The sequence below is a fragment of the uncultured Acinetobacter sp. genome (genome assembly GCF_947624825.1).
Lineage (GTDB): Bacteria > Pseudomonadota > Gammaproteobacteria > Pseudomonadales > Moraxellaceae > Acinetobacter.
Genome location: NZ_CANQLZ010000042.1, coordinates 1 through 23,584, shown reverse-complemented (window position 1 = coordinate 23,584; position 23,584 = coordinate 1). Strand labels below are relative to the sequence as shown.

23 protein-coding genes are annotated in these 23,584 nt (G+C 41.5%); 10 read left to right on the top strand and 13 right to left on the bottom strand.

Features of this window, described 5'->3' with window-relative positions:
• The 3 genes from Q0017_RS10180 to ndhC all read right to left on the bottom strand — a co-directional run.
• A partial coding sequence (locus tag Q0017_RS10180) for an NADH-quinone oxidoreductase subunit C (protein ID WP_298146258.1) occupies positions 1-722 on the bottom strand: 722 nt, incomplete at its 3' end.
• A gap of 89 nt (positions 723-811) precedes the next feature.
• Complete coding sequence (locus Q0017_RS10175) at positions 812-1,492, bottom strand: NADH-quinone oxidoreductase subunit B family protein (RefSeq protein ID WP_298146255.1); 681 nt, start codon at positions 1,490-1,492, stop codon at positions 812-814.
• 6 nt (positions 1,493-1,498) lie between these two features.
• Positions 1,499-2,047: an NADH-quinone oxidoreductase subunit A gene (gene ndhC, locus Q0017_RS10170; RefSeq protein ID WP_298146252.1), complete on the bottom strand. Its 549-nt coding sequence runs from the start codon at positions 2,045-2,047 to the stop codon at positions 1,499-1,501.
• Positions 2,048-2,678: 631 nt separating this feature from the next.
• On the opposite strand from ndhC, the gene Q0017_RS10165 reads away from it, so the two are divergent.
• The gene (locus Q0017_RS10165) at positions 2,679-3,035 is read left to right on the top strand and encodes a hypothetical protein (RefSeq protein ID WP_298146249.1); all 357 of its coding nucleotides are present in this window, start codon (positions 2,679-2,681) and stop codon (positions 3,033-3,035) included.
• A gap of 35 nt (positions 3,036-3,070) precedes the next feature.
• Here Q0017_RS10165 and Q0017_RS10160 read toward each other — a convergent pair whose 3' ends face one another.
• The 3 genes from Q0017_RS10160 to prpF form a co-directional block, all read right to left on the bottom strand.
• Complete coding sequence (locus Q0017_RS10160) at positions 3,071-3,970, bottom strand: polyprenyl synthetase family protein (RefSeq protein WP_298146246.1); 900 nt, start codon at positions 3,968-3,970, stop codon at positions 3,071-3,073.
• A gap of 55 nt (positions 3,971-4,025) precedes the next feature.
• A complete protein-coding gene (locus Q0017_RS10155; protein WP_298146243.1) occupies positions 4,026-4,946 on the bottom strand; it encodes a GGDEF domain-containing protein in 921 nt (306 codons plus the stop codon).
• A gap of 74 nt (positions 4,947-5,020) precedes the next feature.
• Positions 5,021-6,211 (bottom strand): 2-methylaconitate cis-trans isomerase PrpF, encoded by a 1,191-nt coding sequence (gene prpF, locus Q0017_RS10150; RefSeq protein ID WP_298146241.1) that lies wholly within the window; start codon positions 6,209-6,211, stop codon positions 5,021-5,023.
• A gap of 319 nt (positions 6,212-6,530) precedes the next feature.
• Between prpF and Q0017_RS10145 the strand changes: the two genes are divergently transcribed.
• From Q0017_RS10145 to Q0017_RS10130, 4 genes are all read left to right on the top strand, one after another.
• Positions 6,531-7,889 carry an amino acid permease gene (locus Q0017_RS10145; protein WP_298146238.1) on the top strand — a complete coding sequence of 453 codons (1,359 nt, stop codon included), beginning with the start codon at positions 6,531-6,533 and terminating at the stop codon, positions 7,887-7,889.
• Positions 7,890-8,165: 276 nt separating this feature from the next.
• Positions 8,166-9,923, top strand: coding sequence for a hypothetical protein (locus tag Q0017_RS10140; protein WP_298146235.1), 1,758 nt, complete (start codon positions 8,166-8,168; stop codon positions 9,921-9,923).
• 152 nt (positions 9,924-10,075) lie between these two features.
• Positions 10,076-11,437, top strand: a complete 1,362-nt coding sequence (locus tag Q0017_RS10135; RefSeq protein ID WP_298146232.1) for an OmpP1/FadL family transporter — start codon at positions 10,076-10,078, stop codon at positions 11,435-11,437.
• A gap of 316 nt (positions 11,438-11,753) precedes the next feature.
• Entirely contained in the window at positions 11,754-12,911 is a 1,158-nt protein-coding gene (locus Q0017_RS10130) for an OmpP1/FadL family transporter (protein ID WP_298146230.1), read from the top strand.
• A gap of 39 nt (positions 12,912-12,950) precedes the next feature.
• On the opposite strand, the gene thrH is transcribed toward Q0017_RS10130, so the two are convergent.
• Positions 12,951-13,568, bottom strand: a complete 618-nt coding sequence (gene thrH, locus Q0017_RS10125) for a bifunctional phosphoserine phosphatase/homoserine phosphotransferase ThrH (RefSeq protein WP_298146227.1) — start codon at positions 13,566-13,568, stop codon at positions 12,951-12,953.
• A gap of 200 nt (positions 13,569-13,768) precedes the next feature.
• Between thrH and Q0017_RS10120 the strand changes: the two genes are divergently transcribed.
• Complete coding sequence (locus tag Q0017_RS10120; RefSeq protein ID WP_298146224.1) at positions 13,769-14,500, top strand: phosphoadenylyl-sulfate reductase; 732 nt, start codon at positions 13,769-13,771, stop codon at positions 14,498-14,500.
• Between the two features lie 146 nt (positions 14,501-14,646).
• Positions 14,647-16,050 carry a wax ester/triacylglycerol synthase family O-acyltransferase gene (locus Q0017_RS10115; protein WP_298146260.1) on the top strand — a complete coding sequence of 468 codons (1,404 nt, stop codon included), beginning with the start codon at positions 14,647-14,649 and terminating at the stop codon, positions 16,048-16,050.
• A 57-nt stretch (positions 16,051-16,107) separates the two neighbouring features.
• Here the strand turns inward: Q0017_RS10115 and Q0017_RS10110 are convergent, their stop codons facing one another.
• The 6 genes from Q0017_RS10110 to Q0017_RS10085 all read right to left on the bottom strand — a co-directional run bounded on the left by Q0017_RS10110 (position 16,108) and on the right by Q0017_RS10085 (position 20,863).
• The gene (locus Q0017_RS10110) at positions 16,108-16,284 is read right to left on the bottom strand and encodes a PA1571 family protein (RefSeq protein ID WP_367277106.1); all 177 of its coding nucleotides are present in this window, start codon (positions 16,282-16,284) and stop codon (positions 16,108-16,110) included.
• A 133-nt stretch (positions 16,285-16,417) separates the two neighbouring features.
• Positions 16,418-17,872, bottom strand: a complete 1,455-nt coding sequence (gene rng / locus Q0017_RS10105; RefSeq protein WP_298146221.1) for a ribonuclease G — start codon at positions 17,870-17,872, stop codon at positions 16,418-16,420.
• A 41-nt stretch (positions 17,873-17,913) separates the two neighbouring features.
• Positions 17,914-18,480 carry a Maf family nucleotide pyrophosphatase gene (locus Q0017_RS10100; RefSeq protein ID WP_298146218.1) on the bottom strand — a complete coding sequence of 189 codons (567 nt, stop codon included), beginning with the start codon at positions 18,478-18,480 and terminating at the stop codon, positions 17,914-17,916.
• Complete coding sequence (gene mreD, locus Q0017_RS10095; protein ID WP_298146215.1) at positions 18,468-18,959, bottom strand: rod shape-determining protein MreD; 492 nt, start codon at positions 18,957-18,959, stop codon at positions 18,468-18,470. Before mreD ends, Q0017_RS10100 begins: the two co-directional genes overlap by 13 nt.
• Positions 18,946-19,803, bottom strand: a complete 858-nt coding sequence (gene mreC / locus Q0017_RS10090; RefSeq protein WP_298146212.1) for a rod shape-determining protein MreC — start codon at positions 19,801-19,803, stop codon at positions 18,946-18,948. Before mreC ends, mreD begins: the two co-directional genes overlap by 14 nt.
• Before the next feature lie 13 nt (positions 19,804-19,816).
• Positions 19,817-20,863 (bottom strand): rod shape-determining protein, encoded by a 1,047-nt coding sequence (locus Q0017_RS10085; protein ID WP_297425859.1) that lies wholly within the window; start codon positions 20,861-20,863, stop codon positions 19,817-19,819.
• A gap of 131 nt (positions 20,864-20,994) precedes the next feature.
• On the opposite strand from Q0017_RS10085, the gene gatC reads away from it, so the two are divergent.
• From gatC to gatB, 3 genes are all read left to right on the top strand, one after another.
• Complete coding sequence (gatC, locus tag Q0017_RS10080; protein WP_298146209.1) at positions 20,995-21,309, top strand: Asp-tRNA(Asn)/Glu-tRNA(Gln) amidotransferase subunit GatC; 315 nt, start codon at positions 20,995-20,997, stop codon at positions 21,307-21,309.
• 51 nt (positions 21,310-21,360) lie between these two features.
• The gene (gene gatA / locus Q0017_RS10075) at positions 21,361-22,839 is read left to right on the top strand and encodes an Asp-tRNA(Asn)/Glu-tRNA(Gln) amidotransferase subunit GatA (RefSeq protein ID WP_298146206.1); all 1,479 of its coding nucleotides are present in this window, start codon (positions 21,361-21,363) and stop codon (positions 22,837-22,839) included.
• Positions 22,839-23,584 (top strand): Asp-tRNA(Asn)/Glu-tRNA(Gln) amidotransferase subunit GatB (gatB, locus tag Q0017_RS10070; RefSeq protein ID WP_298146203.1); only part of this gene is annotated, 746 nt, incomplete at its 3' end. The genes gatA and gatB, both read left to right, overlap by 1 nt.

The following is a 23,584-nucleotide window of genomic DNA, read 5'->3' as shown; positions in this document are numbered from 1 at the left end:
ACACAGTCTTTCACTTCTTCACCGTCTAACTGCAACACAATACGGAATGCACCGTGGGCAGATGGATGGTTAGGACCTAAGTTTAAGAACATGAAGTCTTCATCAGCGTTGCCGCGTTTTAGACCCCAGTCTTCAGGCACAAAACGAAGATGTTCTTGCTCGTAATCTTGCTTGGCTTGGTTTTGCATATACGGCGTATATTCAGTGGCACGCGCTGAATATTCTTTACGTAATGGATGACCTTCCCAATAGGTTGGTAACAAAATACGACGCAGCATTGGATGCCCTTCGAAATTGATACCAAACATATCGTAAGCTTCACGCTCGTACCAGTTGGCATTTGGCCAAATGTTCGTTGCTGTAGGAATGTTAATATCATTCTCATTTAAAGCAACTTTGATACGAATATCCGTGTTACGCTCAAGCGATAACAAGTGATAGAACACAGTAAAGTCAGACGCAGGTAAACCGTCGCGGTGAGTACGTAAACGCTCATCTACCGCAGACAAGTCAAATAGCATCACGTAGGGACGTGACACCATACGCAAGAACATTAAAACTTCTTGTACGCGCGCGCGCTCAACCCAGACTGTTGGGAAATCCTCAAAAGTCGTTTGCACGTAGAAGTTCTCGCCAAATTTGGCTTTGAGCTCTTCTACAATTGCAAATGCTGGGCGTGGATCAATTGGTGTTGATCCTGGCATAGCAATGTCTTCAGCCATTGGCTTGGCTTCCTATTTAATACAAATTCATTCAAACCTAAACGACAACAACACCCAAACGGGTGTGGAAAGGACTTAAGTCGTTTAAATTATTTAATTTCATCCATAGAGCGCAAGTTTTTCACAGCCATACGCTGTTCATTCTTACGATCACGTTCTGGCATCATCTTTGGCTTATACACAGGCTTAAGATCATCACCAATGACCGCAGAAAGCGGACGGCGCTCTAGTTGAATTTGGTCTTGTAGCAACATTAATGCTTGAATTAATGCTTCAGGACGTGGTGGGCAACCCGGAATGTAAACATCCACAGGAATGATTTTATCCACACCTTGTACAACCGAATAAATGTCGTACATACCACCTGAATTGGCACAAGCACCCATTGAAATGACCCATTTTGGTTCAAGCATTTGTTCGTACAAACGTTGAATAACAGGTGCCATTTTCATAAAGCAGGTACCGGCAACAATCATTAAGTCGGCCTGACGTGGTGAAGCACGAATAACCTCAGCACCAAAACGTGACAAGTCATGCACGCCGGTTAACGTGGTTGCATACTCAACGTAGCAGCACGATGTACCAAAGTTAAATGGCCAAACTGAGTTCTTACGACCCCAGTTTACTGCTGTATGTGCTACGTCCTCTAAACGAGTCATAAACACATTCTTATTCACTTCTTCTTGTAAAAGCGGATCTTCTACAAGGATTCGCTCTTGAAGTGGATATTGATCAGCATCCGGATTCGCACGGGTTAAGGTATATTTCATCCCGTATTACTCCTTGTCAGATGAGATAGCCGGTGTTTTAGATTTCACACGACCAGAGGATTGCGCTGGAATTTGACCTGTAGGGTCAGTCACCAATTCTTCAATTGAGTTAAAGCGTGTAATTTCTGCAAGGTCCATATTTGGTGAACCCATTTTAGCTTTAATGCCTGCTGCTTTACGTTTATCAGACGGCGCCCAATTGAGTGCACCTGTTGAAATCTCGTATAACAAACCAACCAATAAAATTAAAATAAATACAGCAGCCGCAGCAAAGCCTACCCAACCTACCTCACGGACCGAAACGGACCATGCGTAGAGGTACAATGCTTCTAAGTCGAATACGACAAAAGAAATAGCGACCAAATAGAATTTTGCAGACAAGCGGATACGTGCACCACCTGCACCTACAACACCTGACTCAAACTGCTCATGCTTGGCACGACCCCATGATTTACCCCCGAAGAGTAATGGGACAGTGAGCATAAAGACGCAAAGAAATGTAACGCCGATCACGAAGGCAATAATTGCCCATTCGTATGGAGTAATGGCACTCATGCGGGGATAACTCCTGGCAGGCCTAATTTATTAACAAAGAATGTATGTATTGGCCTTCAAATACACCAAACACAAAATTAATCCCGCCAATTGTACCTGAATGATGACCTTCGTTGCTAGCGTATCGACCTTAGTCTTTCGGATGATTTTTTAATCACTTAAGCGTTTTTTTGGGCTTAACTGCCCTGCAACACGTATTAATCGGTTTATTAAATAAAAAACTTAAACTTAATTATTTTTTTCAAGAAGGCTTAAGCTAACACAAGCTTAAAAAATAGCGCCATTTTCAAAGATCTGATAAAAAACAAAAACTAAGCGACAAAATATACACCTAAATACAGCCTCAGCGCTTTTAGAGTGTTTATACAACAACACGGCTTAGGGTTTTATATAACATTACTTAGCCTTGTGCCTAAAAATTAGCTGTATCAATTAACAGATTTTTAAATGGCCAAATGGCGTTTTGGTCAAGCGATTATTTTTTCATTCAATTGGCATTGGCTAGGTTTAAGGTTTTTAAGCAAAACTTAGCTTTTGTGTTGTTTTTGCAAAATTTACTGCTTTTTATCGCACTGCATGCTATGTATTAAAGACTTACAACAACAACGACATCACAATAAGGAGCAATAACATGAGCTTATCCTTTACCCATAAACCTGATTATTTCTTATTTGCTCAATTGATTGTGCGCCACATTCAAAACTATGTACAAAAACATAGTGATACCAATCAAGTCTCTTTTGAGTTGCGCGACCTTTATGCGTTGTTTCGTGAAGATAAAGCATCGGCTACCATCAATTTAGATGGCATTATGAACATTGCCGATGAGTATAAAGTGGAAACTTTAGAGGGCGATCAAAAGCTGATTCGCCATTATGAGATTTTTGCCAAAGAAGATAAAATTGTGATTGATTTTGAGCCGGCTGCTGTCACCGCACTACGCAACGGACGCGACATTATTCCACCTGATGCAACCTTACATGAATAACAAAAGCAGGCGTAATGCCTGCTTTTTTGTAGTGCTTAATGTTGACGATGCAATAAAAACTCAGAAATACCATACAGCTGTTCAGTATTTTCACTAAAATGACTTAAAGCATTGAAGGCTTGGTCATGCAATTGCTGAGCATAAGCTTGTGCCGCTTGTAAACCCATCAATGCCGGATACGTCGATTTTTCCACTTGTTGGTCTTTGCCTGCAGTTTTACCCAATTGTTGCGTGTCTGCCACAATATCTAAAATATCGTCTTGTACCTGAAAAGCTAAACCAATGGCTTGCGCGTATTCACGTAATTTTGGCAGTGCAAGGTCTGTTCCTTTAAATACCGTGACTGCCGCCATCATAATCGCTGCTGAAATTAACGCACCGGTTTTATTTTGATGAATCTTTTCTAAAGTGGTTTGGTCAACGCGCTTGCCCTCAGATTGCAAATCTAAGACTTGGCCACAAACCATTTTTGATGATGCGGTCGCCAAAATTTGCATTTGTTTAAGCACAATCCCTTGATCGACCGCTTGCGCCTGATCAAACAAACGACTGCCTAAGACTTCAAATGCCATAGATTGCAAAATATCACCTGCAAGTAATGCTGTGTCTTCACCAAATGCAGCATGGCAGGTTGGCTGACCGCGACGCAACAAATCATTGTCCATACATGGCAAATCGTCATGGGCTAAGGAATAGCAATGAATCAATTCAATCGCGACTGCTGCACGGCGTACCGCTGCAAAATTTTGATTGGGATTTAAGGCAGCCGTGGCATAGCATAATGCTGGACGTACCCGCTTTCCACCTAACATCACGGCATGATGCACCGCAGCCTGTAAGGGCTCAGGCAAGGCAAAGGCTTGTAAAGTAGTATTTAAATCTTGCTGAATTTGCTGTTGTGCAGATGTAAGTGCATTGTGGTGCGAAATTGACACTTGCGCCTCGAATCAATAGGTTAGGATTGCACTCAACATCATACGGTTTTCTGGCTTAAAATGCATCCTGCCGATAAGGATAAAACTGTTGCTGTTGGTAATAATACACCGCATTTTTACCTTGTGCCTTGGCCTTATACATGGCGCGATCGGCGTAATTTAACGCTTGCACAACCGTAAACGGATGGCGTACGGCAGCCACTCCGCAAGACACCGAAATGGTTGCTTCAGGCAAAGCAAAGGCACGATTTAACCCCAATACTGCCTGCCGAACCTGATTTACAATTGCACAGGCACGACTTAAACTCTGTTGCTCAAATAACATCACAAATTCTTCACCACCAACACGATAAAGCGTTGGCCAATCATGCTGTGTGGCTAAGTGGGCTAACTGCTTGCCAAATTCCATCAAAATACGATCGGCAAACATATGACCATAGGTGTCATTGAGCATTTTAAAATCATCAAGATCTAACAGTGCCACCACTAAAACATTTTTTTGCTGTTGAAGTCGTTGCTGAAAAGCATGCCGACTCGCCAAACCAGTTAATGCATCAAGGTCTAATTGTTGTTGTAAGTGCCGATTGTATTGTGCAAGCATGCGTTGTTGTGCTGTTAAATCACTTACATCGACCGCACACACCAACATCGCTTGGAAATTTTGTGCTTGATCATAATACACTTTGAAACTTAAACGATGTTCACGCCCTGCAAACTGATGCTCAAAAGGCACCAAAGTTTGACCTGCCGATAAAATACGTAAGTCATTACAATACGAGTGATAACAATCTAGGTCGAGCGCTTGCAGGTTTTGACCCAATACCTCACCAACAGATTGAGAGAAAAAATCGGCATAATGCTGATTTGCAGCCAAAATCTTGGCATTGGGCGCAAGTAATACGGCAGCAATTGGCAAGATCTGGATTAAATCTTGTAATTGTCCTAAAGGATAGTCTTCAAAGTCCGTAACTAACATAGCACCACACAAACCACTTACTCATTATATGCTAACAGAGTTTAATCAGCGCTTGCATGATGCCTCTGTGTTTTTTAACTCAAGGTGTCTTGTGGAATACGCACCCAACCTTCCATTAAGACACGCGCACTACGGCTCATGACGGCTTTTTTTACCACCCATTGGCCATTTTCTTGAATGGCTTGTGCACCTACACGCAATGTGCCAGAGGGATGACCAAAACGCACTGCCTCACGCTCCCCGCCACCAGCGGCTAAATTGACCAATGTGCCCGGAATTGCTGCTGCTGTACCAATCGCAACCGCAGCAGTGCCCATCATGGCATGATGCAATTTACCCATCGATAAAGCACGTACCAGTAAATCACAATCTTGTGGGTTTAAGGCTTTACCACTTGAGGTGGTATATGCTTTGGGTTTAGAAACAAACGCGATTTTTGGGGTGTGTTGACGCTGTTGGGCTTCACTGATGTGTTGAATCAAACCCATGTGTTTAGCGCCATAGGCACGAATGGTTTCTAAACGCGTTAAGATTGTGGCATCAGCATTAATCGCATCTTGTAACTCTGTGCCTTCAAACCCTAATTCTTCAGCATTAATAAAAATGGTTGGAATACCGGCATTGATAAAAGTAGCCTGAAATGTACCAATATCAGGTACATCAAATTGATCTACCACATTGCCTGTAGGGAACATCGCACCACCATCTTCCCCGTCATCGGCTGGGTCTAAAAATTCAATTTGTACTTCTGCGGCAGGAAACGTGACACCGTCGAGTTCAAAATCACCGGTTTCTTGGACTTGACCATGAGTAATTGGGACATGCGCCACAATGGTCTTTGAGATATTTTTTTGCCAAATATTGACGGTGCAAATCCCATTTTCTGGAATTTTACTTGGGTCAACCAAACCTTGGCTAATGGCAAATGCACCCACGGCTGCGGTTAAGTTACCGCAGTTACCACTCCAATCTACAAAAGCTCGATCAATAGAAACTTGACCAAATAAGTAATCGACATCATGACCGGCCTGTTGGCTTTTGGCTAAAATCACAGTTTTGCTGGTACTTGAGGTTGCACCACCCATGCCATCAATTTGCTTTCCATAAGCATCTGGGCTACCAATAACACGTAATAAAATTTGATCACGAATAGGTCCTGGTACTTGAGCCGCTTGTGGCAAATCATCGAGTTTAAAAAATACGCCTTTGCTGGTCCCACCACGCATATAAGTGGCAGCAATTTTAATTTGTGGTGCAAACGTCATTGTAATGTCATCCTTAGGATTACTTGTTATAAATAATTTTTGGCGGAAGTTTTAGCATACGTATTTTTACTTAAAATGATATTGGCTTGGGACTTAAGTATAAAAAATCAGCGTTTAAAAAAACCACCCAAAATGCCAGCATTTTATAAAAACACATGCAATAAAATTAATGTATTGATTCAGTTATCTTTTATATAAAATTTAATGCTAATTTTTTTTTATGAATTGTATAAGAAAAATTCAGTTTAGCACTCGTACTAGGCGAATCTTACATGATCTATTACAATCAAATGACTTATCCATTGTCGGGCTGAATACTTTGAATACCGAGTCTTCGCAACTTCAGCGTGGCTTAAAGAACCGTCATATCCAACTCATCGCCATGGGCGGCGCAATTGGTACTGGCTTATTTTTAGGTTCCGCACAGGTCATCCAATCTGCAGGGCCGTCCATTATTTTGGGCTATGCCATCGGTGGCTTTATTGCCTTCTTAATTATGCGTCAATTGGGCGAGATGATTGTTCATGAGCCTGTGGCAGGTTCATTTAGTCACTTTGCTTATAAATATTGGGGAAAATTTCCAGGCTTTTTAGCTGGTTGGAACTACTGGATGTTATACATTCTAGTGGCAATGACCGAGCTGACCGCCGTTGCTAAGTATATTAACTATTGGTGGCCACATATTCCGGCATGGGCATCGGTTTTATTCTTCTTTATTGTCATTACCCTGATCAATTTAGGCAATGTGAAGTTTTACGGTGAATCAGAGTTTTGGCTGTCTATCATTAAAGTCACTGCCGTGATTTCAATGATTGTCTTTGGTATTTATTTACTGCTCACTGCAGATGCCAACTCAACTGCATCATTTAGTAACCTTTGGACCGCAGGTGGCTTTTTCCCCAATGGTTTTGAGGGCTTGTTTTATATGCTGGCCTTTTTAATGTTTGCCTTTGGTGGCATTGAACTCATTGGTATGGCAGCCGCCGAAGCTAAAGATCCAAAAACGACGATTCCAAAAGCCATCAATCAAGTAGTGTTTCGTATTTTGGTGTTCTATGTAGGTGCTTTAACCATTTTACTGTCATTGGTGCCATGGAATCAGCTTGAACTTGGTGGTTTAGATAAAAGTCCATTTGTGATGATCTTTAGCCAGCTTGGTATTGATTGGGCTGCGCATTTACTTAACTTTATTATTTTAACCGCGGCTTTATCTGTATATAACAGTGGTATGTATGCCAACAGCCGTATGTTATTTGGTCTTGCTCAACAAGGCAATGCGCCCAAAGTATTTAGCAAAGTGAATAAACAAGGTGTGCCAGTGCCTGCTGTGTTGTTCTCTGCGGCATTAATTTTTGGTTGTGTGTTACTTAACTACTTGGCACCAGAAAATGCTTTAAGCCACTTAATTTACATTGTAGTGGGTGCTTTGGTATTAAACTGGGCAATGATTAGCTTAACCCACTTTAAGTTTATTCAAGCCATGAAAAAAACCGGTGAAAAAACCTCATTCCCGGCACTTTTCTCACCATTGGGTAATGCTTTAGTATTAATCTTTATTGGTTTAATTTTATATATTATGTGGACACAAGGCTTTAAAGAGTCGGTGTTGATGCTACCCATTTGGATTATAGGTATGCTGATTTTATTTAAATTATTAAAAACCAGCCCTAAAGCTTAATACTTTAAATTTTAAAGAGTTATTGCTTCGGCAATAACTTTTTTTTGCCCAAAATTTACCGCCATACAGCTTAGGTGCCTTGAGCTTTATGAAATAGAGCCGTTGCCCCTTAAGTGCCTGACGTGGGTCAACTCCCATAAGGCGCAGCATTTTTTAGTTTATCTTGTTCATTTAAGACCTAAAAGCTAGTATTAAGCACATGCCCTCCCACCTGATTTTATGCTAACCTTGTCGCACTTTTCATTAAAATAATAGTGTATACAAGGAAAAATTCATATGATTCAGGATTATATTCCCTATGAATTAAGATCAGTCGTGACTCAGATTGACCCTCATTTGGATATCTATTGGCAAAATAACTTAACTCATGTGTTTAGCCAAATTGATCCTGAACAGCGTGATCGAATCTATCGACAAATTCTGATTCGTAAAAATATTAAATGGGATGCCAACAACAATAGTTTTAGTTGCACGCCAGTGCTGCAGTTTGAACATGTGGTTGATGGTATTGTGCATCCTGGTATGAAAAATTTGGCACAAAAAATTCTAAAATCATTAAACGAACTAGAAAAATATCAAGATGCCCTTCACATTGCCAGTTATCTAGAGAGTGTCTTAGCTCAGCTCAATAAAATTAATGTTGAAGAAAACATTAATTTACAGCAACTTAAAATTAAATTGCGTGAAAGCTTTATCTATACTGCAGCCTATATCATCCGCGCGAAAACCGAGATTGAGTTACCTGCTAATCATCGTCGTTTAAACGCAGATATGTTTAAATGTTTTATTTGTGAAGTATTTTTAAAACAACAATTACTTACCTTTTATTTTAAGACCTTACGTGGTCGTCAGCTGAAGCAACAACCGCATCCTATCTTACAAATATTTTTACAAGAACAACAAAAACTACGTCAGCTCGAAGTGATTAAAACATCGCGTTATATCTTTGCTTTGGCACAAAGTGATGATCAAGATATTAATCCATTTTCGATTCGACGCTTTTTAACCGAAGATCGTTTGGCGTTAAGTGACAATATTTATTTACATGGTGCAGTGTTAGATTTAGCCCAATTAAGCCAACCAGAACAGCAGCAATTTTTCCAATGGCAAGTAACGCGTATTGTCACAGTAGAAAAACAAATTGGTCAGCATGTTATTGAGTTTGTCAGTCAACTTGAACAACTCAACAGTGAACGCTTATTGCCGTTGTTACTCAAGCCCTTAGATGCTTCAGGCTTAGTCATTGAAAAAGTCGTACAAAAACGCTTGCTTGCCTTTGAAAAAGAACTGGCAATTTCAATCTTGGAACCGATGCAACATGCGCTACGTCATAAAGCCAGCCATATTGATGAAATGGACTATTTGTATATGAGTATGCGCCAAATCATAGGCGATATTTTAGGTTACTTTTACGATTTCCAATCCCAAGCTGCCGTGATGTTTGACAGTCAAGCCGACCAATTTGCAGCACGTTTAAAGTCATATTTGGCGTTGCACGAGAAACGTCGTAACCAAGTATTTGCCCTCTTGTCACAAGACGATTGGCAGCATTATCATGAGAGTATGCTCAAACCTTTGGAAAGTTTAAACCTCACAGTACGTGGCGCACTGCATGAGTATCGTGATCATTATCGCCAACTCAAAGACTTACAACGTACTTTAGACAAAGAAAGTCAATCTTTCTTAGCTAAAGTGTTTAAAACATCTAAAAAAACTGAAGAGCAAATTCAAGAGCTTAAAAATAAAGCTTTTAATGCCCGCCAAAATGCTTATTTAGATATTGTGCGTATTCCCAAGCAATATCCCAATTTAACCGTTTATTTAGAGTTTGAATCATTAATCTCTATTAACGATAAAGAGCGTCACTACGCCTTCCCTGTAGGTGACAATGGCGTTACACATTTACCTTTATTGGTACAATTGCCTGAAGATCGTGGTTTAATTAATTTACAAGAAATTCATCAACATCTAGATTTTGACTTAAAATTAGCCAGTCAAAAATGGTCAGACTACGAGCTAGATGACATCGCTTAAATTTTGTATGACTTATAGCAGAACTGAACAGTTATTTTTTATTCTTTACTCTGTTTAGTTCTGTGTTAAGTTTAAAAGTAACCACTTCATGATGAAGTTAAGCCTCAATAACAACAACGACAGTCTCAGACTGCAGAACAAGGAATGAATATATGCCGTTAAAAAAATTAACCATTGCACTATGTTTAGTGGGTTTGCCTTTAACTAGCTTTGCAGCGGCTTTAGATCGCTCTGGTCAATCTATTGCAGGCTTTTTACAACCCAATCATTATTTTGAAGCAGGCATTAGTGTTTTAGATCCCAATGTGTCAGGTCAAGATGTTGCAGGCAAGCAAACCGGTGATATGGCAGGAGATTATTATTTCCCACATGCCGTACTGAAACTGCAACCGACCGAGCATTTTTCTATTGGTTTAATTTACGATCAACCCTTTGGTGCAGATGCCGAATACCGTGGACGTAACAACTTTGTCAGTACAGCATCAGATGTCATTTTACCCGCGACAGGTTTAACCAATAATTTACCGGTCATAACAGGCGCACCAGATCAAGTCGTCGGTGGTGTACCTCTTAAATTTGATGCCAATGGTAATCCTGTCGCCATTGCTCTTGATAATGCCACGACAGGTGGCACCTCTGTTGAAGTCAAAACTCAAAATTTAAACTTGTTGGTGGGTTATCAACCCAATCAAAATTGGAACATCTACGGTGGTTTGGTATATCAAACCTTAGAAGCTGACGTCAATTTACGCGGTAATGCCTATAGCTTGTTTAATGGTTATGAATTAGATGTACCAGAAGACAGCGCTTTGGGGTGGCTGGCAGGTTTTGCCTATCAAATTCCAGAAATTGCCTTAAAAGCATCGTTAACGTATCGCTCTGAAATTGAACATGAGTTTAATGCACGCGAAGATTTACCACTAGTGGCGAATGTTGGGCAACTGCTCATTGACCAACAGGTGCTTGATCCCAATACACTGAACCAATTGAGTGCACCGGGTAAAAGTAAAGTGACCACGCCACAATCGGTTAATTTAGACTTACAAACTGGCATCATGGCCGACACCATTGCCTTTGCCAATGTGCGTTGGGTCAATTGGGAAGACTTTTATATGCGTCCTCACCAATTTGGAAAACTCTCTGAACTTGCAGGTGATCTGTTGCCAGCGCTGGGTAAGCCCAATGGTTTTAACTTAGTTGATTATGCTAAAGATCAATGGTCTGCCAATGTCGGGGTAGGTCGTAAAATGAATGACAAATGGGCAGGCAATGTATCGGTAGGTTGGGATTCAGGTGCAGGTAATCCTGTCACAACACTAGGTCCAACCGAAGGTTTTTGGAACCTAGGCTTAGGCGTACAATATAGCCCAACGCCTAGCTCATTTATTGCAGGTGGGGTGAAATATTTATGGTTAGGCGATGCCAAAGCACAAACAGGCGCGCACTCTGCTGCAGGCAATTTTAATGACAATCATGCAATGGCGTATGGTTTGAAAATTGGTCAGCGTTTTTAACACTTTTTGATTGATATTTTTGTCTACCGGATTAATGAAAGAGTTAATCCGGTATTTTTATACACTTATACATTAATTGGTTAAAATTAACACACTTAGATTTTTAAGGTTTTATTTACTCAAAAAATTGGAGTCTTTTTATTTTTATCATTAAAAATCATATAAATATAAATTTTAAAATAGATATTTTACTCTAATTTTAATGCTTTTTTAGTCAAACCCTGAACACTCGATAAATTTTAAAGTATTTACTCTTTTTTTAATTGTGGTAGTTTTCACCCAAAATGAATTACCGCTTTTATCAAGGATTAAAGCTATGAAGCTTCGTGCATTGTCAGTCGCCGTATCTATGGCTGCTTTACCGCTCAGCACTTTTGCAGCCGGTTTAGATCGCTCAGGTCAATCTATCGCTGCATTTTTACAACCGGGCAATTATGCAGAAGCAGGCATTTCGATCCTTGATCCAAGCGTCACAGGTGTTGGGCTTGATCAACGTCCTGTCGATGATATGGCAGATGACTATTATTTCCCCTCTGCTGCAGTCAAAGTACAAGTCAATGAGCATATTTCTTTAGGTTTGCTCTATGACCAACCTTATGGGGCAGATGCCACCTATGCAGCCGACAGCTTTATGTTTGGTGATACGACTGAAGCCACAACGGTAGAAGTACGTACTAACAACTTAACCGCGTTAATGGGTTATCAACCTAACGAAAATTGGAATTTCTATGCAGGCCCAGTTTGGCAAACTGTAGAAACCGATATTCAATTACGTGGTGCAGCGTATGGCGGTCCGCAAAAACTCGGCACTTACAATATTAAAGTCGATCAAGAACCTGCTTTTGGTTGGGTGGCAGGTATGGCCTACCAAATCCCTGAGATTGCTTTAAAAGCAGCAATCACCTATCGCTCAGAAGTCAAACATAAAGCCACAGCGGAAGAAAGTACTGCTTTGCCTGTACCATCTTTAACCGCGCTGACATCAGGTGTAGAAGCCACTACACCACAATCAGTTAATCTTGATTTTCAAACTGGTATTGCCGCAGATACCTTAGCTTTTGCCAATGTACGTTGGGTACATTGGACTCAATTTGCTGTAAAACCAACTTTATTGGGTAATATTAGTGCTATCCCTGCACCGCATACTCGCCAAAACCTGATTGACTATTCAGATGATCAATGGTCGGCCAATGTGGGTGTAGGTCGTAAATTCAATACAAAATGGTCAGGCACAGCTGCTGTTGGCTATGACTCAGGTGCAGGTAACCCAATTACCACACTCGGTCCAACCGAAGGCTACTGGAACGTGGGTTTAGGTGCACAATATAGCCCTGCTGAACATTACTTTATTCAAGGTGGTGTCAAGTATTTCTGGCTAGGCGATGCTACAGCACAAAGTGGTGGTAAACCGGTAGGTGAATTTTCTGACAACCATGCTTTAGGCTATGGCATGAAAATCGGCTATAGATTTTAAAAAAAAGGGCGCATCAAGCGCCCTTTTTTATGATGTTTTTTATGCTGGAATATCACGTACAGATGCATTACGAATCGCTTCTTTTAATGCAGCATAACCATAAATAGCTGGGAATTGTGGGAATTCGGCAATTACATTGTCTGGTGCATCAAATAAGAAACCTGCATCGGCTTCACCGAGCATCGTGGTATCGTTATATGAGTCGCCTGCTGCAATTACACGGAAATTTAAACCATGTAAAGCTTTGACTGCTTGACGTTTTTGATCTGGTTGACGTAATTTGTAGTTGCTGATCATGCCATTTTCATCTGTTTCTAATTTATGACAGAAAATCGTAGGCCAACCCAATTGCTGCATTAATGGATGCGCAAATTCATAGAACGTATCTGATAAAATAATCAGTTGAAAATGCGTGCTTACCCATTCAACAAATTCTTTTGCACCTTCAAACGGCCCCATGTCGGCAATGACAGCTTGAATGTCATTTAAACCTAAACCGTGTTGTTTTAAGATATTTAAACGCTGTGTCATTAACACATCATAGTCAGGGATATCACGTGTGGTCGCTTCAAGCTCTTTAATACCTGTTTTTTTGGCAAAGTTAATCCAAATTTCCGGTACCAATACCCCTTCTAAATCCAAACAAACGATTTCCATGGTTTCTCCCAAATAGCCATTTAAAAAAAGCTCCTTATCATAGCGTAATGCTTGAATAACGGTAGGTTTTTTTTAAATCTATTTTATTCATAAGCATTTAATTTTTACTGCTAAGCAGATAATTTCAATTGGATTAAAATATTTGATTCATTCAGTTATATAGGTTTTGAAGTCTCCAAGCCTATTTGCCAGGAACGCTCATGACAACCATCCCGACCATTGATCTCGTAGATGCCCTTGCGGCAGAGTATGCAGAAAAGTCTCCGCTTGAGATTATGGCTTTGGCCTTATCCCAACAAGGCGATATTGCCATTTCCTTCTCTGGTGCAGAAGATGTGGTATTGATTGATTTAGCTGCCAATTTAGGCAAACCGTTTCGTGTTTTTAGCCTAGATACCGGTCGTTTGCATCCTGAAACCTATCAGTTTATTGATACAGTACGTCAACACTATAAGATTGATATTGAAATTTGCTTCCCTGAAAGTGAAGCTGTGCAGCAACTTGTTAGCCAAAAAGGCATGTTTAGCTTTTTTAATGATGGTCATCAAGAGTGCTGTGGGGTGCGTAAAGTGGCGCCATTACGTAAAAAACTCGCCACATTAGATGGTTGGATTACAGGTCAACGTAAAGACCAAAGTCCAGGTACACGCAACGACATTCCTGTGGTGCAAGCCGATGTTGGTTTTTCAGGGATCGGCAAACAACTGATCAAATATAATCCGCTTGCCAATTGGTCAAGCAGCGATGTATGGAATTATATTCGTTTAATGGAAATTCCATATAATCCGTTACATGCACGTGGTTTTACCTCAATTGGCTGCGAACCTTGTACCCGTGCTGTACTGCCTAACCAACACGAACGTGAAGGTCGTTGGTGGTGGGAAGAGGCTACACATAAAGAGTGTGGCTTACATGCTGGCAATTTAAAATAAGATTAAAGCCATTGCATGCAATGGCTTTTTTTTTAACAATTTAAGCATTAAGTATTTTTTACAATTACAAACACTTATATACTTGGTGGCACACATTGTCATAATTCTAACAATTAATTTAAAACGATATGCGAGGCAGCCTGATGATGCGACCTTTACACCCCTTGGATTTTTTGTTTTTGTCTTTAGAGAAGCGTCAGCAACCGATGCATGTGGGTGGATTGTTTTTATTTCAAATTCCCAAAGATGCAACCCAAACCTTTATTCAAGATTTAGTCGCGGATATTCGTTTAAACAAAAGCATTCCTGTGCCACCCTTTAACAACAAACTCAATGGTTTGTTTTGGGACAATGACCCAGAATTTGATCTTGAACACCATTTTCGTCATATTGCCCTGCCACATCCGGGGCGTATTCGTGAATTACTCACCTATATTTCACAAGAACATAGCAGCTTACTTGATCGTGCCAAACCATTATGGACCTGTCATTTAATTGAAGGGATTGAAGGTGACCGCTTTGCGATGTACTTTAAAATCCATCACTCTATGATTGACGGTGTAGCGGGCATGCGCCTATTGGAAAAATCTTTTTCGCAAGACCCACAACATCAAGGTATTACTGCCCCGTGGTGTGTCGCCAATAAAAGAACCAAACGCTTAACCAACCCTGAAGCACCCATCAGCAAGTTTAAAAAATTTACTAACACCTTACAAAGCCAACTTAAAGCCACACCAACTGTGATTGCAGAATTGGGCTGTGCTTTAAAAGACAAAAAAAACCACAATCCTGATTATGTGTCGAGCTTTCAAGCCCCAAGCAGCATTTTAAATCAGCGGGTCAGTGCCTCACGCCGTTTTGCCGCACAATCCTTTGAGTTGGCGCGTTTACGTGGCATTGCCCAACACTTTAATGTCACCATTAATGATGTGGTCTTGGCAATCTGCTCAGGTGCTTTACGTGAATATCTGCTCAGTCAAGATGCTCTACCTAAAAAACCCATGATTGCAATGGTACCCACTTCGGTGCGTCAAGATGATTCAGATGTATCTAATCGCATTACCATGATCTTGGCCAATTTAGGCACACATTTAGCTGATCCATTGGCGCGCTTAACCACCATTCGTCGTAGTGTCATTAATGCCAAACAACGCTTTCAACGTATGACCAGTGATCAAATTTTAAGTTATAGCGCCTGTGTGTATAGCCCAGCCGGCTTTAATATCGTGTCAGGGCTGATGCCAAAACGTCAGGCATTTAATTTGGTGATTTCAAATTTACCCGGCCCTAAAGAAAATCTATATTGGAATGGAGCGCGTTTAGATGCGATTTATCCAGCATCGATTGTGCTCGATGGTCAAGCCTTAAATATTACCATGACCAGTTATGCCGGTAAGCTTGAGGTCGGTTTAACGGCCTGTCGTAATGCGGTGCCTAAAATGCAAAACTTACTAGGGCATTTAGAAGATGAGATTGTGTGCTTTGAGCAATTAATGACGACTTGTACTGAAGCTAATATAAACACAGTGCAGCATACTCAACCAAGTTAAATGGTATGGTAGAAAATGCCAATATTTTGGCAAAATTAAGGGGCTTCGTTTAGCCCCTTAATATTTAATCATACGACATTGTTGCAATAATTGATGACACACCGAACGCACCATTGCAGTGGTAATCTGCACTTCTTTACCTTGTTCATCGACCATATAAGCATGGTGAGTGGTTTTTTGCGTGCTTGGCTGATGTTGAACACTTGCTGGCATCATGATTTTGGTGACTCCCATAACTTTACCTCGTTTGCTTGACCTTTATTGTGATTATTCGGTCTTGGCTACCTTGTTCCCCTATATTGAGTAAAAAGCGCCACAAAGTAAAATCCTAGATGTAACAAGTGTTTAACGACATCCTGTTACAATTTTAATTTAAGATGATATCGTATTGCTCTTGCGTATATAAATTTTCCACTTGGAATTTAATCACCCGATCAATAAAATGTTCTAAATCCGCCACTGCCGCCGCTTCAATGGTCAACAAGCGATCAATCACCAAAGGATGTGCCACCACCGTAAAGCCACTTTTTGAGCTAAACGCGCGGGTATAACGCAAGATTTCTCGAAAGATTTCGTAACATACCGATTCGGCAGTTTTTACATAACCACGTCCTTGGCAGGTTGGACATGATTCACATAATAAGTGTTCTAAAGATTCACGTGTGCGCTTACGGGTCATTTCTACCAAGCCCAATTCTGAAACTTGAGTAATTTTAGTTTTGGCATGATCACGTTCAAGCATGTGTTCAAACTGCTTTAACACATCAGCACGATGCTCGGCTTCTTGCATGTCAATAAAATCAATAATGATGATGCCGCCTAAGTTGCGCAAGCGTAACTGTCGCGCAATTACTTGCGTGGCTTCCATATTGGTTTTAAATACGGTGTCTTCTAAAGTACGGCCACCGACATAAGAACCGGTGTTGACATCAATGGTGGTCATGGCTTCGGTTTGATCAATCATCAAATAACCGCCCGATTTCAGTGCCACACGGGTTTGCAGAGCTTTTTGAATGTCATCTTCAACATTGTATAAATCAAAGATTGGACATTCACCCGGATAATGCAATAAACGATCTTGCATGGTGGGCACAAATTCAGCCACAAATTCTTGTAATTTGCCATGCACCTCACGCGAATCCACGTAAATTTTGGCAGTTTTTTCGTTGGCTAAATCACGAATAATACGCTGTGGCAGCGGTAATTCTTCAAAAATTAAGGTCGGTACCGCAATATTTTTTTGTTTACGTTGAATGTATTCCCAAAGTTTTGCCAAATATGCCATATCTTGGGCAATGTCTTGTTCTGCCACACCTTCGGCTGCGGTGCGTACAATCACCGAACCTGGCAACTGATGCTTGGCTTGAATATTTTCAATAATACTACGTAAACGGTTACGTTCTTCTTCTGATTCAATCCGTTGTGACACACCGGTATGGCTGCCATATGGCATGAGCACCAAATATCGTGAAGGAATAGAAAGATCGGTCGATAAACGCGCGCCTTTACTACCTAACATGTCTTTCATGACTTGCACAGTGAGAATTTGACCCGGTTGTAGCAACTCAAAGACATTAGGGGTAGGTTTTTGGCGCGACCACACCATATCATTAATATGTAAAAAAGCCGTGCGTGATAAACCAATATCTACAAAAGCCGCTTGCATACCCGGCAAGACGCGCACCACTTTACCTTTGTATATATTGCCCACCAAACCACGTTTGGCAGTACGTTCAACAAATAATTCGTTGACTGTACCATTTTCAATTAACGCGACCCGGCATTCCATCGGGGTGACGTTAATCAATAACTCGTCAGACATAATAAAACTCAAAACATTATAAACATTCTTTTTTTCAGCGTTTAATTTAGTGCCTTAAATGCTGTTAATAACTGTACCGTTTCATGTAAAGGTAAACCCACTACATTGCTATAACTGCCATGTATCTTTGGGATATAACGTGCCGCAATGCCTTGGATGGCATAGCCACCGGCTTTACCCATAGGTTCACCTGTTGCCCAATACTCTTCCATATCTTGGGTGCTCAAGGCTTGAAATTGAACTTCGGTGCGTACCACTATACTGGAAATTTGTTGCTTTGTACGCACACAAACACCTGAGAATACATCATGTTGACGGTTGGATATCATCTGCCACATGGCAAAGGCATGTGCTTTAGATTCAGGTTTTCCTACAATTTGGCCATCAACACCAAGTGAAGTATCCGCGGCAATCACCAAAGCATCAGGAAATTTTGCAATGACTGCCGCAGCTTTATCTTGCGCTAAACGCTGCACGTAATTGGCGACATGTTCACCTAAATGTACTGATTCATCAATATCGGGACTATACACGTCAAAACTTAAGCCCAACTGAGTGAGTAACTCACGGCGTCTAGGTGAACTTGAAGCTAAAATTAAATGCGCCATCGTTTTAACACATAATAAACCATTGGAAAGACTGCAATAGTGGTAGGTAAAGCTTGCCAATGGCGCGCCAAGGCAAAATCAATCCCTCCCATAATTTGCATCAGCCATTGCAACAATAAATGCCCCAATGTCGCCAAACTTACAATCATCCAAATATGCAAGAAAGTTAAAATGCGTTTTTCACGAATCAAAAAGCGTGCCACAAAGCTGACTATTACAAAACTTAAGGCATTTAAACCTAAAGGTGAACCCACCAATAAATCCACAAACATGCCCATGGCAAAGGCAAACCATACCCCACACCATGTCGGTTGGCACAACACCCAAAACATCACCAACAACAGCATATATTCAGGTCGCCATGCCGACAAACCATACGATAGCGGATATACAATAAAAACCGATGCCACAATCACCGAAACAATAATGGCAAATAAAGGATCTTGATGACTTTTGCTTTTTAACCTAGCGAGCGGCATGTGGTTGCTCCATAGCCAACGACTCAGAGAACAGCACTACGACATGCTGACCCCCACCGAGTTGCGCTGCTGGTTGAATATCAATTTGGGCAAACTCACCGCTATTATGACGACTGACCTTTTGCACGGTGCCAACCAAATAACCGGCAGGAAAATGCGCACCCAAACCTGAGCTATAGACTTTTTCACCGACTTTGACATCAGCACTGGTCGGCACATATTGCATTTTAAGTTGGGTGAGATCGCCTTTACCACTCACAATGGCACGAATACCACTGCGCTCTAAACGTACCGACAAAGAATGTTCTTTATCTGATAACAGCATGACACGACTACTATGAGGATACACTGAAATCACCTGCCCCATAATACCTTGATCATCTAGTACAGTTTGTCCAACTTTAATGTCGCTGGTTGCACCACGATTAATCACAATAATATGCCGTAATGGATCGGCGTCGGTCCCTATGACTTCGGCAATTTGCATACGTCCATCAATGATTAAAGGCGTGTCAATTAAGCCACGCAAACGCGTATTTTCAGCAGAAAGTTCAGAAATTTTTTGTAAGCGCACTTTTGCCTGTAACAGCTCGGCTTGCATCGCAGTATTTTCACGACGCAATTGTGCTTCAGATTTGGTTTGTTGAGTGAGCCACTCTCGCGATAACACAGGATAGCTTGCAAGGGCATAAATGGGATTATATGCCGCATACAAGACATCTCTTGCAGGTTGAATCACATGTGGAATGCGCCAGTTTAAAAATAGCACCACTAAACATGTGATCACTGCAATGATAAATGAGCGAAAAGATGGCGGCTGTCTGGAAAACAGATTTGCTTGCACCGCCTAAGTCCTTTTAGCCAACGAATAACATATCGTGATTTGGGTTGTCGAAAAATTCAAGCACTTTACCACCACCGCGTGTTACACACGTTAATGGATCTTCAGCCACCATCACAGGTAAGCCAGTTTCTTGTGCCAACATTTTATCTAAATTGCGTAACAATGCGCCACCACCAGTTAAAACAATACCGCGCTCAGCAATATCCGATGATAACTCAGGCGGCGTTTGCTCAAGTGCTGATTTCACCGCAGACACAATATTTTGTAATGGGTCAGCAATGGCTTGCGTCACTTCAGTTGAAGTCACTGTAATAGCACGTGGTACACCTTCGGCTAAATTACGACCGCGCACTTCAATTTCAAGTGGTTTCGCACCTTCATCAGGCAGCGCCATACCGACTTCTTTTTTAATAATTTCTGCTGTGGTTTCACCAATCACGCAGCCATGTGCCTTACGCACATAGTTAATGATTTGTTCATCAAATACATCGCCACCAATACGCAGCGAATCTGCATAAACACAGCCTTGCAAAGAGATGATTGCAATTTCTGTGGTACCACCACCTACGTCAACGACCATTGAACCACAGGCTTGCTCAACTGGCATACCTGCACCAATTGCCGCAGCCATTGGTTCTTCAATTAAGCGTACATCACGTGCGCCTGCATTAAACACCGCCTCACGAATGGCACGGCGTTCCACCAACGTCGATTTACACGGTACACACACCACAACACGCGGTGCAGGTGGGAACAGACGTTTTTCATGCACTTTACCAATAAATTGGTTGAGCATGGTCTCGGTTACTTCAAAATCAGCAATCACACCGTCTTTCATTGGACGGATGGCTGAGATGTTTGCAGGAGTACGACCAAGCATTTGTTTCGCATCAAGGCCTACGGCGGCAACAATTTTTTGTGAACCACTGTGACGAATCGCCACCACGGTTGGTTCATTCAAGATAATGCCGCGTCCTGGTGCATAAATAAGGGTATTCGCTGTACCTAAGTCAATGGCCAGATCAGGCGAAAACAAGCCAATTAGTCGTTTTAGAATCACGGGGACGTTCTCAATTAAACTTTATGTGGACGCAAGTGGGCAACTTTAACTAAATGTGATGCTTTGAACAAGTCAATCGCTTATTATAACGCAGGATATTTGAAAATTTTTAATACTGATGAGGTGATGTTATGTCGACATCGGATGCTCAGCATTCTGCAGATTTAAATGCACAAACAGTTTCAGCAATTGCCCATCTTGCAAGATTATCGCTTAATGATACGCAATCTGCTGAATATGCTCAAAGTTTAAATAAAATTTTAAGCATGATGGAATCACTCAAAGAGATCAATACCGATGGTGTTGAGCCACTAAAAAGCCCATTTGATAACCCACAGCCTTTACGTCAAGACGTGGTCTGTGAAAGCAATCATCGCGAGCAATATCAAGCGGTTGCACCTGCTGTCGAAGCGGGTCTATACCTTGTACCACGCGTAATTGAATAATACTTATTCAGCTCAAGCTTTTTCTTACATTTTAGTGAAGATTTTTCTCTCATGACTGATTTACATCGTTTATCGATTCGTGAACTGAGCCAAGGTTTAGCCGATGCTCAATTTTCATCACGCGAAATTACCGAACATTATTTAAAACGCATTGAAAAAATCGATGCGCAAGTCAAATCTTACGTTACCGTAACAGCTGAACAAGCATTGGCTCAAGCCGATGCGGCTGATGCACTACGTCGTGCCGGCAACGCGGGCATCTTAAGTGGTGTGCCAATTGCACATAAAGACATTTTTTGTACCCAAGGGATTAAAACCACTGCCGGTTCAAAAATGCTGGATAACTTTATCTCGCCATATGATGCAACTGTGGTCGCTCAAGGTAAAGCAGCAGGTTTGGTCACTTTAGGTAAGGTCAACATGGACGAGTTTGCTATGGGTTCAACCTCAGAAAACTCATACTATGGCGCAACAGCAAACCCATGGAACTTAAACCATGTTCCGGGTGGTTCATCAGGTGGTTCAGCAGCAGCAGTGGCAGCTGATTTAGCCCCATTTTCTACAGGTACAGATACCGGTGGTTCAATCCGTCAACCTGCATCGTTCTGTGGTCTTACCGGCTTAAAACCAACTTATGGTCGTGTTTCTCGTTTTGGTATGATCGCCTATGCATCATCACTTGACCAAGGTGGCCCAATGGCACGCTCGGCTGAAGACTGTGCTTACCTTATGAACGTGATGGCAGGTCACGACGCGAAAGATTCAACGTCTGTTGAAAAAGAAGTCGATGACTATGTTGCAAACTTGAACGGCACATCTGTAAAAGGCTTACGTATTGGTATTCCTAAACAATACTTTAACGTACAAGGCTTAGATGCCGAGGTTAAAGCACGCGTTGAAGAATCACTGAAAAAGTTAGAAGATATGGGCGCAATCTTGGTTGAGATTGATCTGACCATGACAGAAAGCTATGTACCGACTTACTACCTGATTGCCCCTGCTGAAGCATCGTCTAACTTACAACGTTTTGACGGTGTGCGTTATGGCTACCGCTGTGAAAATCCTGCCGACTTAATGGATTTATACAAACGTTCTCGTTCAGAAGGTTTTGGTAAAGAAGTTCAGCAACGTATTTTAATTGGTACTTATGCGTTATCGGCGGGTTACTACGATGCGTACTACGTGAAAGCACAAAAAGTACGTCGTTTAATTCAACAAGATTTCTTAAAAGCCTTTGAATCTGTTGATGTGATTGCTGCGCCATCTGCGCCAACAACTGCTTATAAGATTGGTGCAAACTTGTCACCTATAGAAATGTACTTAGGTGATATTTATACCATCGCGGTGAACTTAGCAGGCTTACCTGCCATTAACGCGCCTGTTGGTTTTGACCAAAATAATTTACCGGTTGGCTTACAGCTCATTGGTAACTATTGGTCAGAATCTCAATTGTTGTCTGTGGTACATCAATACCAACAAGCAACAAATTGGCACACCAAACGCGCTGCAATTGCTGAGGAGAACGCATAATGGCGAAGAACAACGCTAAACCAAAATCTAACCTGATTGACGGTTGGGAAGTGGTCATTGGGATCGAGATTCACACGCAACTTGCAACCAATACCAAAATTTTCTCAGGTTCATCAACTGTGTTTGGTAATGATCCAAACACCCAAGCCAGCCTTGTTGATTTAGCTATGCCGGGCGTATTGCCGGTACTCAACAAAGAAGTGGTTGATCTTGCCATTCGCTTTGGTTTGGGTATTGATGCTTATATTGATCAAGCTTCAGTATTTGCGCGTAAAAACTATTTCTACCCTGACTCGCCAAAAGGCTATCAAATTAGCCAAATGGACAACCCGATTGTGGGCTTGGGTCATATCGACATCCAACTTGAAGATGGCACAGTTAAACGCATTGGCGTAACCCGTGCACACCTTGAGGAAGATGCAGGTAAATCGATTCATGACCAATTTGAAGGCATGTCAGGCATTGACTTAAACCGTGCCGGTACGCCACTTTTAGAGATTGTATCTGAACCCGATATGCGCTCGGTTGAAGAAGCGGTTGCTTACATTAAAGCGATTCACACTTTGGTGCGTTGGTTAGGGATCTCTGACGGTAACATGGCGGAAGGTTCATTCCGTTGTGACTGTAATGTGTCGTTACGTCGTCCGGGTCAACCATTTGGTACGCGTTGTGAATTGAAAAACCTCAACTCATTCCGTTTCATTGAACAAGCGATCAATGTTGAAATTGAACGTCAAATGGAAAT

Excerpts from the sequence above, each read along its gene's own strand:
- Q0017_RS10120 (WP_298146224.1), top strand. The coding sequence starts at position 13,769 with ATGACAACCATCCCGACCATTGATCTCGTAGATGCCCTTGCGGCAGAG.
- Q0017_RS10165 (WP_298146249.1), top strand. The coding sequence starts at position 2,679 with ATGAGCTTATCCTTTACCCATAAACCTGATTATTTCTTATTTGCTCAA.
- gatC (WP_298146209.1), top strand. The coding sequence starts at position 20,995 with ATGTCGACATCGGATGCTCAGCATTCTGCAGATTTAAATGCACAAACA.
- Q0017_RS10140 (WP_298146235.1), top strand. The coding sequence starts at position 8,166 with ATGATTCAGGATTATATTCCCTATGAATTAAGATCAGTCGTGACTCAG.
- prpF (WP_298146241.1), bottom strand. The coding sequence starts at position 6,211 with ATGACGTTTGCACCACAAATTAAAATTGCTGCCACTTATATGCGTGGT.
- Q0017_RS10100 (WP_298146218.1), bottom strand. The coding sequence starts at position 18,480 with ATGGCGCATTTAATTTTAGCTTCAAGTTCACCTAGACGCCGTGAGTTA.
- Q0017_RS10110 (WP_367277106.1), bottom strand. The coding sequence starts at position 16,284 with ATGGGAGTCACCAAAATCATGATGCCAGCAAGTGTTCAACATCAGCCA.
- Q0017_RS10135 (WP_298146232.1), top strand. The coding sequence starts at position 10,076 with ATGCCGTTAAAAAAATTAACCATTGCACTATGTTTAGTGGGTTTGCCT.
- mreD (WP_298146215.1), bottom strand. The coding sequence starts at position 18,959 with ATGCCGCTCGCTAGGTTAAAAAGCAAAAGTCATCAAGATCCTTTATTT.
- thrH (WP_298146227.1), bottom strand. The coding sequence starts at position 13,568 with ATGGAAATCGTTTGTTTGGATTTAGAAGGGGTATTGGTACCGGAAATT.
- gatA (WP_298146206.1), top strand. The coding sequence starts at position 21,361 with ATGACTGATTTACATCGTTTATCGATTCGTGAACTGAGCCAAGGTTTA.
- Q0017_RS10155 (WP_298146243.1), bottom strand. The coding sequence starts at position 4,946 with ATGTTAGTTACGGACTTTGAAGACTATCCTTTAGGACAATTACAAGAT.
- Q0017_RS10115 (WP_298146260.1), top strand. The coding sequence starts at position 14,647 with ATGCGACCTTTACACCCCTTGGATTTTTTGTTTTTGTCTTTAGAGAAG.
- rng (WP_298146221.1), bottom strand. The coding sequence starts at position 17,872 with ATGTCTGACGAGTTATTGATTAACGTCACCCCGATGGAATGCCGGGTC.
- ndhC (WP_298146252.1), bottom strand. The coding sequence starts at position 2,047 with ATGAGTGCCATTACTCCATACGAATGGGCAATTATTGCCTTCGTGATC.
- Q0017_RS10130 (WP_298146230.1), top strand. The coding sequence starts at position 11,754 with ATGAAGCTTCGTGCATTGTCAGTCGCCGTATCTATGGCTGCTTTACCG.
- Q0017_RS10175 (WP_298146255.1), bottom strand. The coding sequence starts at position 1,492 with ATGAAATATACCTTAACCCGTGCGAATCCGGATGCTGATCAATATCCA.